Annotated in this window: 10 protein-coding genes; 3 read left to right on the top strand and 7 right to left on the bottom strand. The window is 53.2% G+C overall.

Annotated features, from left to right (window positions below; translation table 11 throughout):
* Positions 1 to 18: 18 nt before the first annotated feature.
* The 3 genes from P2W70_RS18650 to P2W70_RS18640 all read left to right on the top strand — a co-directional run bounded on the left by P2W70_RS18650 (position 19) and on the right by P2W70_RS18640 (position 4,273).
* The gene (locus P2W70_RS18650) at positions 19 to 1,659 is read left to right on the top strand and encodes a SusD/RagB family nutrient-binding outer membrane lipoprotein (protein ID WP_276483023.1); all 1,641 of its coding nucleotides are present in this window, start codon (positions 19 to 21) and stop codon (positions 1,657 to 1,659) included.
* 427 nt (positions 1,660 to 2,086) lie between these two features.
* A complete protein-coding gene (locus tag P2W70_RS18645; protein WP_276483022.1) occupies positions 2,087 to 3,229 on the top strand; it encodes an endo-beta-N-acetylglucosaminidase H in 1,143 nt (380 codons plus the stop codon).
* A 255-nt stretch (positions 3,230 to 3,484) separates the two neighbouring features.
* Positions 3,485 to 4,273: an alpha/beta hydrolase gene (locus P2W70_RS18640; protein ID WP_276483021.1), complete on the top strand. Its 789-nt coding sequence runs from the start codon at positions 3,485 to 3,487 to the stop codon at positions 4,271 to 4,273.
* Positions 4,274 to 4,402: 129 nt separating this feature from the next.
* Here the strand turns inward: P2W70_RS18640 and P2W70_RS18635 are convergent, their stop codons facing one another.
* The 7 genes from P2W70_RS18635 to P2W70_RS18605 form a co-directional block, all read right to left on the bottom strand.
* Entirely contained in the window at positions 4,403 to 6,046 is a 1,644-nt protein-coding gene (locus tag P2W70_RS18635; RefSeq protein WP_276483020.1) for a TldD/PmbA family protein, read from the bottom strand.
* Positions 6,047 to 6,121: 75 nt separating this feature from the next.
* Entirely contained in the window at positions 6,122 to 7,459 is a 1,338-nt protein-coding gene (locus tag P2W70_RS18630) for a TldD/PmbA family protein (RefSeq protein WP_276483019.1), read from the bottom strand.
* A gap of 87 nt (positions 7,460 to 7,546) precedes the next feature.
* Entirely contained in the window at positions 7,547 to 9,184 is a 1,638-nt protein-coding gene (locus tag P2W70_RS18625) for a TldD/PmbA family protein (RefSeq protein ID WP_276483018.1), read from the bottom strand.
* Positions 9,185 to 9,281: 97 nt separating this feature from the next.
* Entirely contained in the window at positions 9,282 to 11,072 is a 1,791-nt protein-coding gene (locus tag P2W70_RS18620) for a hypothetical protein (RefSeq protein WP_276483017.1), read from the bottom strand.
* Positions 11,069 to 13,240, bottom strand: coding sequence for a hypothetical protein (locus tag P2W70_RS18615; protein WP_276483016.1), 2,172 nt, complete (start codon positions 13,238 to 13,240; stop codon positions 11,069 to 11,071). The genes P2W70_RS18620 and P2W70_RS18615 overlap by 4 nt, the downstream gene beginning before the upstream one ends.
* Positions 13,233 to 14,732, bottom strand: a complete 1,500-nt coding sequence (locus tag P2W70_RS18610) for a BatA domain-containing protein (protein WP_276483015.1) — start codon at positions 14,730 to 14,732, stop codon at positions 13,233 to 13,235. Before P2W70_RS18610 ends, P2W70_RS18615 begins: the two co-directional genes overlap by 8 nt.
* 86 nt (positions 14,733 to 14,818) lie before the next feature.
* On the bottom strand, positions 14,819 to 15,700 hold the full coding sequence (locus P2W70_RS18605) for a DUF58 domain-containing protein (RefSeq protein ID WP_276483014.1): 882 nt from the start codon (positions 15,698 to 15,700) through the stop codon (positions 14,819 to 14,821).
* Positions 15,701 to 15,772 lie beyond the last annotated feature (72 nt).

Here is a 15,772-nt window from a genome sequence, read left to right as displayed (position 1 = left end):
GAATAAACGCATTCAATTATGAGCAAATCATCTTTATATAAATTGACGGCTGCCTGTTCGATTGCTGCGATGCTGGGAACAGGGTGTGCCAGGGATTTTCAGGATATCAATACCAATCCGGCGGGTGTAACAGTGGATGTGTTCCTCGCCGATTTTCAGGCGGTCATCCTTCCCCTGCAAAATGGACAACGTAGCCTGGTGCATTATGTGAACTGGCAGTACCAACTGCAGCAGAACCTCAATGCCGATATTTACAGTGGCTATATGATGAGCCCTACACCGTTCAATGGGGGCAACAACAATGGCAACTACTTCATGATGGACAACTGGAACGAGTGGGTGTTGAACATCGCTTATGATGGTGTGCTGCAGGCGACTTCCGACTTCGATAAATTCAGCCAACGTTATAAGGGCGCAGACCTGAATGACGCTGCAGCCATGGCCAAGATCCTCAATGTGATCGGTATGCACAAAGCAGCCGATGTATTTGGGCCGGTGATCTATACAAGATTTGGCAAACCCAATCCCGATCTGTCGATCGACTATGATTCGCAGCAGGATGCCTACAAGGCTTTCTTTGCCGACCTCGACGTAGCGGTGACCAACCTGAAGCCGTATGTAGCAGGTACCAAGAAAGTGGGTACGGCGTTCTCGAAAGCCGACCTGATCTATGGCGGCGATGCGGCCAAATGGTTGAAGCTGGCCAATACCTTGCGCCTGCGCCTGGCGCTGCGCATTGCTTATGCCGATGCGGCTACCGCGAAAACCCAGGGCGAAAAAGCACTGGATCCTGCCAATGGCGGATTGCTGTCGTCGATCGCAGAAGATGCCCTGGTAAAATATGGTACAGAAAGTCCCATTGGTGTGATCATCAATGATTGGGATGATATCCGTGCCGGTGCACCGCTGAGCTCGCTGATGAACGGTTACAGCGATCCCCGTATTGGTAAATACCTGTCACCCGCTTCTGATGCGGCTGTGGCTGGTCAATACATCGGTATCCGTAATGGAGTAGCCATCGACGCCAAGGCGCGTTATTCAGGTTATTCCAAGCCCATTGCATTGGCTGCTGTCGGTAATTATTTCGATAAGGCAGGCGGCCGCGCGAAGATCGCTTCTTCGGCAGAAGCCTGGTTCCTGAAGGCAGAAGCAGCGCTGCGTGGTTGGGCCAATGCCGGCGATATTCAGGTGAACTATGAAACCGGTATCGACCGTTCTTTTGAAGAATGGGGGGCTGGTTCTGCTACCGCCTATAAGGCGAACTCCACGAGTAAAGCGGCGCCTTATGTAGATACCAAATCACAGGTGGCAGGGGCCAACAACGTTCCTGCGGGGAATGCCAACCTGAGCACCATTACCATCAAATGGGATGGCGCTTCGACCAACGAACAGAAACTGGAAAGGATCATCACCCAGAAATGGCTGGCGGTGTATCCGGATGGCCAGGAAGCCTGGAGCGAGTTTCGCCGTACAGGTTATCCCAAACTGTTTCCGGTAGTGGTGAACAACAGCGGTGGTACGGTGACTGGTTTTATCAAGCGCCTGCCGATCCCGTCCAAGTTCAAGAACAGCAACAAGGCCGGTTACGACAAGGCGGTTGCTACGCTGGGTGGTCCCGACAATCCCGGCACCAAGCTCTGGTGGGATAAAAAACCATAGGCTGACCCAAACAACCAATAGTTGAGCATTTGCAAAGCCCGGGCGGGGGCCCGGGCTCTTTTTTTGCCCCATCGATAGGTATTCGTAGTCAGTACGTGCCATTCTCCCGATTTGCACCCCAGGCACCCTCTTCCGTGCCAGTATAACCATGGGCGGTTACAATAGCCGCATCAACCGTTAACCCCACGAAAGCAACCCTTGTTGCGTGCCGGCCCTTTACTACACGATCCCGACTCTCCGCCGAACTGATCTTATTTAGTCACCAAACCCGGTTGCCTATGGTAGCATGAACGATCTGTGCCCGTAGCGTATTCTTTTATTCATTAAACCACTTATTATGGTAAACCTATTCTATCTGAACAAAAGAAATCTAACGGTATCGGTCCTCTTAACGATGGCTTGCTTAACTTATTCCTGTAACAAAAACATGCCTGGCAACGATGAAGCCGTGACGGGCAACGATGAAGAAGTGGCCACCAATGCGGTCGGTGTAGCCGGCCCCAAAGCGGTGGTGTATGTAGAGGTCAACAGCAATGATTTTGCCAATGTGGGCAAGTATTCGCTGTCGACGGGTCAACCGCTATTCGACATCGGGATCATCTTTGCCGCCAACATCAATTACAACACGTCGACACAGTCGGCTTATCTGCACTTCAATACGCAGGTAACGAACGTTCTCAACAACCGCGCTACCACCATTCAACCGGTGCAAGCGAAAGGCATCAAGGTACTGCTGTCCATTTTGGGTAACCATCAGGGGGCAGGCATTTGTAATTTCCCCAGCCAGGCCGCCGCACAGGCTTTTGCCCAGGAGCTGGCCAATGCGGTCAACACCTATGGGCTCGATGGCATCGACTTCGATGATGAATATTCAGACTACGGCACCAATGGTACGGGCCAGCCGAATGCCAGTTCTTTCGTATACCTGGTGACGGCTTTGCGCAACCTGCTGCCCAACAAGATCATTTCCTTTTATTACTATGGGCCTGCTACGTCGCGTTTGTCGTACAACGGCGTAACAGTAGGCTCCAAAGTGAACTATAGCTGGAATGCGATTTACGGTACCTGGTCGGTGCCCAATGTGCCGGGGCTCACGGCCGCCAACCTGGGACCAGCTGCCGTCAACATCACATCGACCAGTTCTTCCACCGCTGCCTCCCTGGCCACGCAAACGAAGAACAACAACTACGGTATCTACCTCACCTACAACCTGCCCAACAATGATGTGAGTGGCTACCTCAGTAATATTTCCAATGTGCTGTACAGTCAGCCCACCGTGTACAACGGCGGTACGGGAACTACGGGCGTGAAGTTTTACCAGCACATCAATTACGGGGGCACTGCTACCAGCAGTATCCCGAAGGGCAATTATACGCTGGCACAGTTGCAGGCCTATGGGTTTGTCGACAACTGGGCTTCTTCACTCCAGGTGCCTGCCGGGTGGACGGTCATTATGTATACAAACAACAATTGGACGGGTACGTCCTGGACCCTGACGGCCAACAACGCTAATTTCACGGCGCTGTCGCCGACTGCGAATGACGTCGTTACGTCTGTCAGGATCCAATAATAGCAGTTTTAGTAAGCAAGGCCGCGTGCGTCTGCACGGGGCCATTTTTTTGCCTGCTATTGTGAGATCGATCCAGCGGGGCGAATTGGGGGCTGCTGCCCGGACGCATTCCGTATGATTTGGATACCAGGGGATTAATTGAATAAGGCAGGGGTATGCCTGCATAAGACAGGAAAATGTACAAGTTTTCCCCTTATTTGTCAATTGAAGGGGTTGGTGGGTAACTGTACTTTTGGGCTACAAACCAACCAGCTTATGTCTACCATCAATTCAAAATCAGTCATGTTCGTTACCGGCGCCTTCGTTATTCACAAGGGCTGGGACGACTGGGTCAAATACTTTGAAAGTAAAGGCTACAACTGTATCGCGCCCTCCTGGCCCTATAAGGATGGTGCTACTGCAGCAGAACTGCGCAACCGTCAGCCCAATGACACCAAACTGGCGCGGCTTACCCTCGCTGAAGTGATCGACTCCTATGCCAAACATGCGCAAAGTTTCCGGGAGAAACCCATCATCATTGGCCACTCGCTGGGTGGTATGATGACACAGATCCTGGTGAACCGGGGCTATGCGGCGGCTGGTGTAGCCATTCACCCGGTGCCACCATTGGGTGTGTTCCCTTACGAATTCTCTTTCCTGAAAGCTGGCTGGAAATCGCTGGGATTGTTTACCTCGCTAAACAAGACCTACCTCATGTCGCTGAAGGACTGGCAATATGCTTTTGTCAATGGTATGCCGCTCGAAGAGCAAAAAGCTACCTGGGAGGCCAATACGATTCCGGAGTCGAAGACGGTAGCCCGTGGTGGTCTGTCATCGATGGCCAAGCTCGATTGGAAGAAACCTCATGTGCCGTTGCTGATTACATCGGGTAGCGAAGACAATATCATTCCCGCGCATTTGAATTACCGCAATTACAAGGCGTACAAGCAAAATGGTTCTATACTCGAATACAAAGAGTTCAAAGGACGCAACCACTATGTACTGGGACAATCTACCTGGAAAGAAGACGCTGATTATATATTAGACTGGTTGAAGAAAATTTAGTTGTAAGGGTCAGGCATTTTAGTTTAGGCAGGCAAAAAAGCAAACAGGATGGAGGTAAGCCATCCTGTTTTGCTGTTTATGGTAGACTATTTTGTCTTCCTTGTTGCCTCTATACCTCGATGCCTTCCTCTACCCAATCTTACGACCAGTATTAATCACATTGACGCCTTCAAACTTGGCGGTTGAAGAGCCATGTGATACAGCGCTTGACTGCGAAGGTTGTCCTTTCCCATCGTTGAAGGTGCCGAAGAGGCGATAGTCGCTCTGGTCGGCGATATCTGTCATCGAATTCCAGAACTCCTGGGTATTGGACTGATAGGCTACATCGTTGAGCATGCCGACGATCTGTCCGTCTTTGATCTCATAGAACAGCTGACCGCCAAACTGGAAGTTGTAGCGTTGCTGATCGATGGAGTAGGAGCCCCGGCCTACGATGTAGATACCTTTCTTCACACTCTTGATGATGTCTTGTACGCTGCGCTTGTTCTTGTTGGGCATCAGCGATACGTTGGGCATGCGCTGGAATTGCACACTATCCCAGCTATCGGCATAGCAACAACCCTGCGAAGCTTTGAGGCCCAGGATATGAGCCTGGTCGCGAATGGTTTGGTAATTGACCAGGATGCCATCCTTGATGATGTCCCACTGTCCGCTGGGTACGCCTTCGTCGTCGTAACCAACAGCGCCAAGCGAACCTGGTTGCAGTTTATCGGCCTGCACGTTGACGAGCTTACTGCCGTAGTTGAAGTTTTTCGATTTCCATTTGTCGAGGGTCAGGAAACTGGTACCTGCATAGTTGGCTTCATAGCCCAGAACACGGTCCAGTTCGGTAGGGTGACCCGTCGCTTCGTGAATAGTGAGGCCAAGGTGCGTAGGGTCTAGTACCAGATCGTACTTGCCAGGTTCTACACTTCTGGCGGTGATTTTCTCGTGTACGTGTTGGGTAGCCGCTTTCACGTCTTCCAACATATCATAGCGTCCTTTGTACAAGGTAAGCGGACCATTGTTGACCTTGTGCTCCGGACCGGCATACATATACTCGTATCCCATGCCCATGGGAGCACTCAGCGCATCACGGGTCTGGAACTTGCCACTCGCCTTATCGGTCTTTGTAACCGTGAAGGAGGGCCAGATGCGGTGTACATCCTGATCGATATAAGAGCCGTCGGAGCTGGCGAAATACTTTTGCTCGTTGATCATGAAGATCGAAGCATTGATAAAGTTGGCGCCGCCTTTCAGGGCTGCATCGTTTACACTCAGCAGCAGGTCGACCTTTTCCTTTACCGGTATCTCAAAGCCATTCTTTTCGATGGGTGTTTTCCAGCTTACTTCACCCAGCCCTTTTTGTGGCGCCAGTTGCACGGACTCGATGATGAGTTTCGAATTCCCTTTGGCAATGGCGACGGCAAGAGCGGCTGTTTTCGCAATGCTGTCGTTGTCGAGTTTTTCGGTCGCAGCAAAACCCCAGCTACCGTTGGCGATCACGCGGATGCCGATGCCGTAGCTTTCGGTATTGGCCACGTTCTGTACGCGGTTGTCGCGTGTAATGACTGCCTGGTTAAGGTAGCGACCGATGCGTACGTCGGTATAGGTGGCGCCTTTGCTGCGGGCTGCCTGCAGGGCAATATCTGCCATGCGTTTTTTAGCGGCAGCATCGGCACGTTGTACCAGGAATTCCGCTTCTTCAATGGTGCGGCCCAGAACCGGGAATCCCTGTAGCAGGGCACCTGCGGCGCCCATGCCGGCGAGTCCAATAAAGTTTCTTCTTTTCAACGCTGGTAGTTTTAATAAAGGTTGCGGTAACCGAAAGGCCGGGCCTGCCGTTTACCGCAACCAGGTATAATTTGCTTAGATAGCGTCGGAGAGTGACGTGAACGTGAAATCCCGGATCTTCATCGGTGGCAGGATGGAGGAGCCGCTACGTACGGGCTTACCCAGTTCTTCCACATTGTTGAGCATGATGATCGGGCTTTCATTGAAACGGAAGTTCTTGATGGGGAACTTGATCTGACCGTTCTCGATGAAGAAAGTTCCGTCGCGCGTGAGGCCCGTTTGCACCAGTGTTTGCTGGTCGACCATGCGGATATACCAGAAGCGGGTCACGAGGATGCCTTTTTCCGTATTCTTGATCATTTCTTCGATGGATGCGGTGCCACCGGCCATGATCATACCGCCACCGCCAAAACGTCCACCACCAGGACCGGAGAGGGGCTGAACGCCTTTTTTCTGCGCCCAGTAACGGCTCACCGCCAGGTTCTTGACCACGCCATTCTCTACCCAGGTTGTTTTCCCTACAGGCATGCCATCTCCACTCCAGGTAGAGCCGGGCAACTCGGGGTTGAGTGGATCGCTCCAGATATTTACTTTTTCATCGAAGAGTTGTTCACCGAGACGGGTACCACCTCCCTTCTTGCTCATGAAGCTGCGGCCTTCGTCGGCAGTACGCAGATCGAATCCACGGATGATGCCGCCGAGCATATCGCTGGCTGCCAGTGGCTCGAGGATCACGGTATAACGGCCTGGTTCGATCGCTTTGGCACCCACCGAGCTGGTGGCTTTGTTGGCAGCGATCTTCGTAAGCGCGAGTGTGTCGAGTTTGCCGACATCGTTGTAGCTGTGATCTACATAACCAGAGCCCGTGCCTTCCTGGTTCCGTACAGTAACGGAGAAGGCTACATCGGTACTCTTGTTGTAGGCAAACAGCCCTTTGGAATTCATGACAGCGCGGAAACCGGCACTGTTCTGCAGGAAGCCTGCTGCTTCCAACTTATTGTCTTTGGCTACTTTCAGACTCTTGGCAACCATTTCAGCGCGGGTGTCGGGCGTCATGGCAGCGGTCTTCTCATTGTAGCCAATGGATTCTGCAAAATTGGAGGGGCCGAGGAGTGGCATGTATTCAGGATTCTCGGGAGCCAGGCGTGCCAGCTCTTCTGCGCGGCGTACGACCTTTTCGAGCGAAGCGTCATCAAACTCGTTGATGCTGGCGTTGCCAGTTCTTTTTCCGAAGGAAGAGCTTACGCCCAGGCTCAGGTTACTTACTTCACCTGCTGTAGATACCGCATTGCGGGCTGTGCGGATATTGCCGCTTTGTGAACCACCGAGGCTCACTTCTGTTTCGTCGGCTTTCGCGAAACTCAATACCTTTTTCAGAATGGCCTGGGTATCGTCTTTACTTAAAATAGCCATGTTTTTTATTGTGCTTTAAATACTGTTTGAAAATGTGTTTCTGCATCGATGCGGGCTTACTCTTTGCCTCGATGCCTTGGTGACTTCTTATCCAATCTTACGACCGGTATTGATCACGTTGACGCCATTGAACCGGGTGGTAGAGCTACCGTGCGATACAGCGCTGCTTTGACCAGGTTGTCCTTTACCGTCGTTGAACGAACCACCGAGGCGGTAGTCGCTTTCGTCGCAGATGGCTGCGCAGGAATTCCAGAACTCCTGGGTATTGGACTGGTAGGCTACGTCGTTGAGCATGCCGGTGATCTTACCGTTGGTGATCTCATAAAAGGTTTGTCCGCCAAACTGGAAGTTGTAGCGCTGCTGGTCGATAGAGTAGGAGCCATCTCCCAGGATATAGATACCTTTCTCTACATTTTTGATCATGTCGTCTACACTCAGCTTTTGCTTGCCGGGGCGCAGCGATACGTTGGGCATACGCTGGAACTGGATGTCGTCCCATCCCTGCGAGTAACAGCAACCTTGTGATTCTTTGAGGCCGATGATATGTGCCTGGTCGCGGATCGCCTGGTAATTGACGAGTACGCCATCCTTGATCAGGTCCCACTCTTTACATTTTACGCCTTCATCATCCCAACCTACAGCGCCCAGTGAGCCTTTTTGTAATTTGTCGGCTACGATGTTGACGTTCTTGTTGCCGAAGTTGAATTTCTTCGACTGCCATTTGTCGAGGGTGAGGAAGCTGGTACCGGCATAGTTGGCTTCGTAGCCGAGTACGCGGTCCAGTTCGGTGGGGTGACCAACCGATTCGTGGATAGTGAGCCACAGGTGCGAAGGATCGAGGATCACATCGTATTTGCCGGGCTCTACTGATTTTGCTTTCAGTTTGTCATCTACGTCTTTGGTCGCGTTCTTGACGTCTTCCAGGATATCGTAGCGGTCTTTGTAACGGGTAACGATGCCCTGGATCTTGTCTTGCGGACGTGCGTGCATGTATTCGTAGCCCATGCCCATGGGGGCACTGAAGGCGTTGCGTTGCATGAACTTACCAGCCGCACGATCGATCTTGGTCACGTTGAACGTGGGATAGATGCGGTGGATGTCCTGGTCGATATAGGAGCCGTCGGTAGACGCAAAATATTTCTGTTCGTTCACTGCAGAGATCATGGCCGTCACGAAGCTGGCGCCATTGGTGATGGCGATGTCGTTCACCTGGAGCAGGAGATCGACTTTTTCCTTGATGGGCACCTCAAAGGCATTGATCTCGATGGGACATTTCCAGTTCACCTCGCCATATCCTTTCTGGGGGGCGAGTTGCACGGGTTCCCCCTGCAGTTTGGCATTCGCTTTCGCTACTGCCACGGCCTGCTCGGCACATTTGGCGATCGCGTCTTTGGTGACGGTGTGGGTAGCAGCAAAACCCCAGGCGCCGTTGACGAGTACGCGGATACCGACACCATAGTTCTCGGTATTGGCAACACCCTGTACCCGCTTGTCGCGCGTGGCAACAAACTGGCGCAGGTAACGACCAATGCGTACATCGGCGTAGGCAGCTCCTTTGGATTTTGCAGCATTCAAGGCTACATCGGCCAGTTCACGCTTTACAGCAGCGTCAACGCCCTGCAGGGCTTCGGCCGGATCGATGTCGCGCGAGAAGGCGGACATGCCGGGGAGCATGAGCGATCCAAGGCTCAGCCCCGTGTACTTGATAAAGTCTTTCCGTTTCAATGTAGATTCCTCCGCAGTTTTAATGGTTCAAAAAAAGGATGATTTATATCGTGTTCTAAATCTACTGTTTATCTCGGGCCATGCCCGCTTTGGGTGATCAGGCCGTTGCCCGGGCCTTTTTTTCCTCCCACCACAAATAACTACAACAAGACAAGAAAACCAGCAAGAATATGACCGGCGGTACGGGTAATTGCTGCCGGCTGACCGGTTCCCGCTTAGACGCCGGTTCGCGGCTGGTTACTGCGCTGTATTGTTGATTGTTGTTGATGGACGTAAAGGCTTTTGCAGCAGCCCAGTCGGTGGCGCCAAACACATACAGGCGGGTACTGTCTTGCTCCTGGCGCAGGGGCTGCCAGCCTGCCTGCAACGGCCACCAGGTACCTGTAAACTGGTGGAGCAGCCAGGGATGTTGTGCCAGGGCAATGCTGCCATCGGGTGTTTGCAATGCCGGCAGTCCTGGCGTGTTTTTCTCGATCGTGAGCTGAACGGGCTGCCCTACGGTTGGCAGCGCGGTGACCTGTTGAAAGGTAGCCGCCGAAGAAGAGCGGCGAGCCGCTTTTTGCAATAAAGCCGTCCAGAAACGGGCGTAGTCGGCCTGGTGCCCGCCGAGCACCCAGCTATAGGTAGGGGCGATCGTATTGAGTACCAGTTTGCCGGCCCCGTACAGCGTAGCGGCTGCGACCAGGTGCCCCTGCTCATCAAGGACCAATGGTTGCACCAACGGTTGCTGGTCGATGGATAGCCATTGCGCCGGCTGTAAGGGGGCAGTCACTTGTTGGCCGGTTGGCACTACCAGCGTTTTCGCCGGTACGGTGGCCCCTGGTTGTTTCCTGACCTGCAGGCCGGCGGTCATCGGGTCTTTTCCGTCGGTACTGTCGACCTGGAGGATGATACCCATACCTTGCTGTACCTGCGCACGAATAGCATTTTTTTCACCGGGTGTAATGGCTGCCAGGGCACCCGCGTCGGCGATGACTACATCGAGTGGTTGTAGCAATGCCGGCGTGATGGATTGTAAGCCCGTCGCCGGTTGATTGAGAAATTGTTTACTGTATTTGTTTTGGCTTACCGTACTGCGAACAGCCACCTGGTATTGGTGATCGTGCAGCCAGGCGGCCAGGAACTTGTTGTCGAAGTCAGGTGATGAATTCAGTACCAACACCTGCAGTGGACTGGCTGCGGCAATGATCACAGGTAGTTTTTCCGTGGCCAATACCTGGCTGGTGGTGGAGGCTTCCAGTTGATACAGGGTTTGACCCAGGTGTTGCGGTTTGCACCGAAGATGGAATGGTTGCGTGGTTGATGGCGGAAGGGTCACCGAATCGAACCGTGTGCCGACGCCCGTCAGTACGATCCGTACACTATCACGGGTATTGTTGTGGTATTGTCCCTGCACTTCCAGCCATTCGCCTTTGCGCAACTGGCGTGGCCATCCTGCGGCCACAAAACCAGCCGGAGTAACGGGGACCTGATAAGTAATGGCGATTTGCCTTTCGCTGAGCTGATGCAGCAAGGCGGGTTCAAGACCGTTTCCGTATAATTGAATCGTTGTAATGCCTGGGTGCGCTTCGAGATAGCCTGGTAGGTTGGGGATATAGGCGATCTCGCGGTTGGAAAGGGTAGGGTCTGTCGTATAGGCCTGCTGCCGGGCAGTTGACGGAAGGTTTTTCCGATCGTATCCCGTCGTCAGCAGCAGAAGTGGTTGTCCGTCGTTGCTGTTTGCGGTCACGGTATACATGGGCGGAAAAAGCAGGGCTGCCAGAGCAGCTAAGGCGACCAGGCTACTGACGATGCGCAAGCCACGGTGCTGCCGTGCTGGTCGCTTCACTTCTTTCCAAATGAGAAAAGCGGCGAGTAGGGATAGTAATATGATAAGCGTGATGATCAACGGCTGTTTGCTTTCAGGTGTTTGTAATAAGCATCGGTCAGGCTTCCGGCAGCACCCTTGCCCGCCTGTTGCGGTAACACGGCCGGTGTTGCCTGCAAGCGTTGTAAAGCGGCCTGTGCTTTGGTAATGAGGGCTTTGCTGGCCTTGTCGGGCCCCTCACGAATGGTACGGAGGGCATTGAGCGCAGCCAGGTAATCAGCAGGCGCTTTGACGGCCTGCTCGCCGATCAGTTGTGTGGCATGGGTCAGCGCGGGCAGTAACAACGCAGCATCGTATTGACCGTGCTTCAGCGCTTCGAGTTGGGTGAGTGCCTGCGCTAGTTTGATAGCGCGTTCATCGACCTGCGGTGCTTGTTTGCTCGCTGTCGGGGTGCCAATCTTGTCCAACTCTCCCGTGAGTCTTTTTTCTGGTTTGAGGGGCGGCATTTTGACCGAGGTTTTGCTGACATACGCCCTGGACTTTTGTTGCATGTCTTTGAGCATGCGCAGGGCTTTGTAGGCATAGGGCAGCGCTTCGCGTGGATAGTAGGTGCGCAGCTTCAGCTCGCTGCTCCACATTTCATTCAGGATTAGTTTTAGTTGTGCTTTTTGTGCGGGCTCCAGGTATGAGGCGTCTTCTGCATTGTCGTGTTTGTGGGCATACTGGTCTTCGATGGCTTTGATGTCACCGATGGGCACCGTTTGCTCGGCGTGTTTTTCTTCGCCATGTTCTTCACCGGCGTGTTCCCCGTCGTGATCGTGCCCATCACCGGGAGTATGACCACCACTTTCCCATTCTTCACCTACAAACTTGCCATAACGCAGGCGTAGCAGTTTTTGATCGTCGCCAAGGATATTGCTGCGTTGTTTGAAGCTGTCGGCCGGTATAGCAGGTTGTTCTTTTAACAATTTCTCGATATCGATGATGATCTGCCGTTGGCTTCTGAAATATTCGGGTACCTGGCTGATACCGGATTCCATACCCGACATGCTGAGCAGTTCTGCGGTATCGGGCAGACTGATGAAATACATATCAGACCGGCTTTCCTGCCCGTGATTGTCCAGGGCTTTGATGTAGAAATAGAGTTCATCACCAGCCTTCAGGCCGAGGGCATGCAGGTCGAGTGTTTTGTGCAGGGTAATTTGTTGTTGGCCTTCCACCGGCGTATTGAAGGAGAGCTGTTGCTCCTGGAAGGAGACACTTTCTCCTTTACCACTGGCTTTGGTGGCCACAATACCTGCCTGACGGATACCATAATCGTCGGAGAGCTGCACCGACAAATTACTGACGGCAGCACGGCCGGGCTCTATCACACTGTATTGTTTGGGCGTGAGAATATGGATGTCTACCGGCTGATCGGGTATAGCCTCCAGCGTGTATAACTGCGAAGCCTGTCCGGCCAGTACTACCTGGTAGAAGCCCGTTTCCTGTAGGTCTTTTTGAAGTGCCCATTGTGTGCTATCTCCTGCAGCAGGTTGTAGCAGGAGGGTGTCTTTGGCGTTGAAGACGAGTTGTACCTGGTGCAAGGGTTGATTGGTATGGATCGTCCATTGCACCAGGCTGCCGGTTTCTGCTTTCACTGTGAACTGCTGTTGTTGCCGGGCAGCGCGATGGGTATAAGCGGGCGGGGTAATGTGTACGCTAAAGCCGCTGATGCCGGGTAATATTTTTTCAGTGATGACCGGAGCTGTCGATGCTTCCTCATCCTCTGAGGGCGTGCGCTGATGGGCAAATGCCATGGAGCCTGCAATGATCGTGATGCTGATGAGTACGCCTGCGAATAGCTTCCAAAAACCTTTGGTAACCGGCTTTACGACGGCTGGCGGCGCAGGCAGCGCTTCCAGTACCGGTGTTATTTTAGTTACCTGCAGTTGCTGCAGGAGGTTGAGGGATGGCGTGGGCACCAATAGCAATTGTGTGCTTTCCTCCAATTCGGGATAGGTATGGTTGAGGTAACTGGAGATATCGCTGGTGGTAAGGGTGCGTGGTCGCTTGCTGTACAAAACGACGATGGCGACAACGAGGGCCGAAAGCGCAGCCCCCCAGAGGGGCAGGTTGGCCACGAAATAAGCCAACGCGGCGACGGGCAATGCAGCGGCGATTGCAGTCAGCAGGGCGCCTGCGCGGTTATTACGGGTCCACCTGTCTGTAAGGGCCTGTAGCGTAGGTAGGCTTTGTTGTTCAGGCATGGTGGAGTTTGTTTTGTTGACGGTAAACCAATAGCCGTTCTGCCGCCAACGTGAGTATCACGAGCATTCCAATAAGCGTGGAAAGATCAGTTTGGTCATTGGCGTTATTGGTTGTCATATCCGCCCTGTTGAGTGGACGTGGAGTGGTGCTGGTAGTGGGCATCGCCTGTCGGTCGTCGATACTACGGATATCGTTGTCGCTCGTGGTAGCAGGTGTGGCGAGTACCAGGGGTAATAGCTGTTGTGCAAAATCACCAGACCATACCAGGTCGCCGGCAGCCGGATTAAATTGTGCTTTGAAGCGGAACACCTGTTTGCCGGCTGTGTCCTGTACCGTGAGCAACGGTTGTCCATTGGCCAACGTCCATAACGGTCTGCCTACCTGTTGACCGGGTATATAGCTATACGTTCGCTGCATGCTTGTACCGAGGGATACCAGGCCATCGGCTTGCTGCCAGCTCGCGTGACTGACCAGCTTGCCGGTATCGTACTTCAATAGTTTTCCTCCCGGGCTAAGTGCATCAAGTGGCAGGGCAGGTGTGGCATTCAGTTGAATGATCAGCTGTTGTGGTGCCGCAGGTAGCTGGCCTGTCGAAAGGGTTGAAATATCAAAGCGTAGTTCACTGACGTCGCCGATCGCTTGCAGAGCTGCCTTGAGGTAACGAGCATCGGCAGTGTTGGCGCCGGGATAAATGGCTATACGGTACAACGCTGTATCGACTTCGATGTCTTGCGGGAGGGTGTTGGCCGTCGTTACGGCATACTGCAGGGCGGCAGGGGTGGCTGTTTGCACCAGGGTCTTTATAGCCTGTTTGGGGCCGATCCAGGCAGCCATATTCGTCGTGATGGAAGAATCCGCGGGCAGGTAGCTGTGCCAGCGCAACGATAGGCTGGTGGCCGGTCGGGTGCCCTCGTATTGTGCCAGGCGATTACTCGTGAATACCTGTACGGCATAGCCGGCAGGTAAGCGGCTATCGAGTTCCTTCATCAGCGACCAGGTAGAGATAGCAGCTGTTTCCGTTTCGCCGGCCAGGTAAATACGGGGTGAGCCGGCGCCTTTATATTCCGATTGACTGGGCGGCGCGATCGGTTCGGAAATATTGAATGTCCTGAATCCTGTTCCCAGGTCATGCAGCTCCCATTTGGCAGCCAGCAAGGAGTCGATAGTAGTTTTGTATTGCGTATAAGCGAGGCGCCTTTCTGACTGGGGTATCAGTATCCATCCTTGCTGAACACCCGCTTTGGGTTGTTGTTGCCAAACGGGTTTTGCCAACAACAGCGCCAGCAGCAACACCAGCAAACAACGTAAGAGAAATAGTGGCCAGTTGTAGATGCGCAGGCTATTGGATTGGGTGCGGTTGCTATTCGCCAGCAGCCGGATGCTGCCGATGCGCAAGGTTTTGCCGATACGTTCACGCCAAAGGTGTACCAATACCGGTATCAGCACCGCGGTGGCGGCCAGGAGTCCTATGGGATTCAATAATTGTAGCACGTTTCTCTCATGTTTTTATACGAGGCAACCAGGCATCAAGGCAACGAGGAAACCCCCTGAAGGCTTCCAATTGCCACTCCCCATGATTATCGGTGTCTGCCCCTCGCCCTCAGGTAATCTCTCAACGCCTGGTCTATCGGTTGGTCTGTGATCATCAACCGGTAATCGATATGTCGACCTATCAGTTCTTTTTTAATGCCGTCCAGATGGGCGGCAAGTTTGGTGTCGTATTCCTTTTTCACGGCAGCGGTGTCTACTTTGATGGTTTGGCCCGTTTCCAGGTCTTCCAGCGTGGTATAGCCAGGGTAATTCAACTCCATTTCATTGCGCGCCATGAGGTGCAATACGATGATCTCGTGGCGCAGGGCACCCAGCAGGTCGAGGAGTTGATAGATCTCGTTATCCTGCTGGTACATATCCGTAACAAAGATCAGCAGCTCGCGCGTGCGGCCGCCGGCATAAATGTCTTTGTAATAAACCGACTCGGTAAACTTGCCGGCAGGTCCGGCTTGCTCCAGTTGATAGAACAAGCGGTTGAGGTTTTGAAAACCCTGTCGGGCGGCCAGCGAAAAAATGCCATCTTCCCGCATTACGTACAAGCCCACCGCATCGCCTTGCATATTGGCGAGGTAGGCCAGACTGGCAGCGAGGTAACGGGCATACTCCATCTTGCTGAATGATCCATCACGGTGCTCCATCGAAGCGGAAGCATCGACCAGCAGGCGCACGCTGATATTGGTCTCCGACTCCGATTCACGGATGTAATACCGGTCACTGCGGGCATACATCTTCCAATCCATCCAACGCAGATCGTCGCCCGGCATATAACTACGGTATTGGCTGAACTCCATACCGCTTCCCTTGATGGTGCTTTTGTTGGCGCCCGTCATGAACCCGTCGATGGTGGTTTTAGCCGCCAGCGCGAGGTTCCTTAAAGACAGCAATATGTTTGGGTCGGCTAATGCCATTGTATACTATTCATTACAGGTGATGCCCTGTGTAGGCAGGGCCTTTGTATTGCATGGCTGTATACCTGAAAC

The sequence above is a fragment of the Paraflavitalea pollutisoli genome, from assembly GCF_029360705.1.
GTDB classification, from domain to species: domain Bacteria; phylum Bacteroidota; class Bacteroidia; order Chitinophagales; family Chitinophagaceae; genus Paraflavitalea; species Paraflavitalea pollutisoli.
This window is presented reverse-complemented; position numbering and strand designations above follow the sequence as displayed.

Excerpts from the sequence above, each read along its gene's own strand:
- P2W70_RS18650 (WP_276483023.1), top strand. The coding sequence starts at position 19 with ATGAGCAAATCATCTTTATATAAATTGACGGCTGCCTGTTCGATTGCT.
- P2W70_RS18645 (WP_276483022.1), top strand. The coding sequence starts at position 2,087 with ATGCCTGGCAACGATGAAGCCGTGACGGGCAACGATGAAGAAGTGGCC.
- P2W70_RS18640 (WP_276483021.1), top strand. The coding sequence starts at position 3,485 with ATGTCTACCATCAATTCAAAATCAGTCATGTTCGTTACCGGCGCCTTC.
- P2W70_RS18630 (WP_276483019.1), bottom strand. The coding sequence starts at position 7,459 with ATGGCTATTTTAAGTAAAGACGATACCCAGGCCATTCTGAAAAAGGTA.
- P2W70_RS18615 (WP_276483016.1), bottom strand. The coding sequence starts at position 13,240 with ATGCCTGAACAACAAAGCCTACCTACGCTACAGGCCCTTACAGACAGG.
- P2W70_RS18605 (WP_276483014.1), bottom strand. The coding sequence starts at position 15,700 with ATGGCATTAGCCGACCCAAACATATTGCTGTCTTTAAGGAACCTCGCG.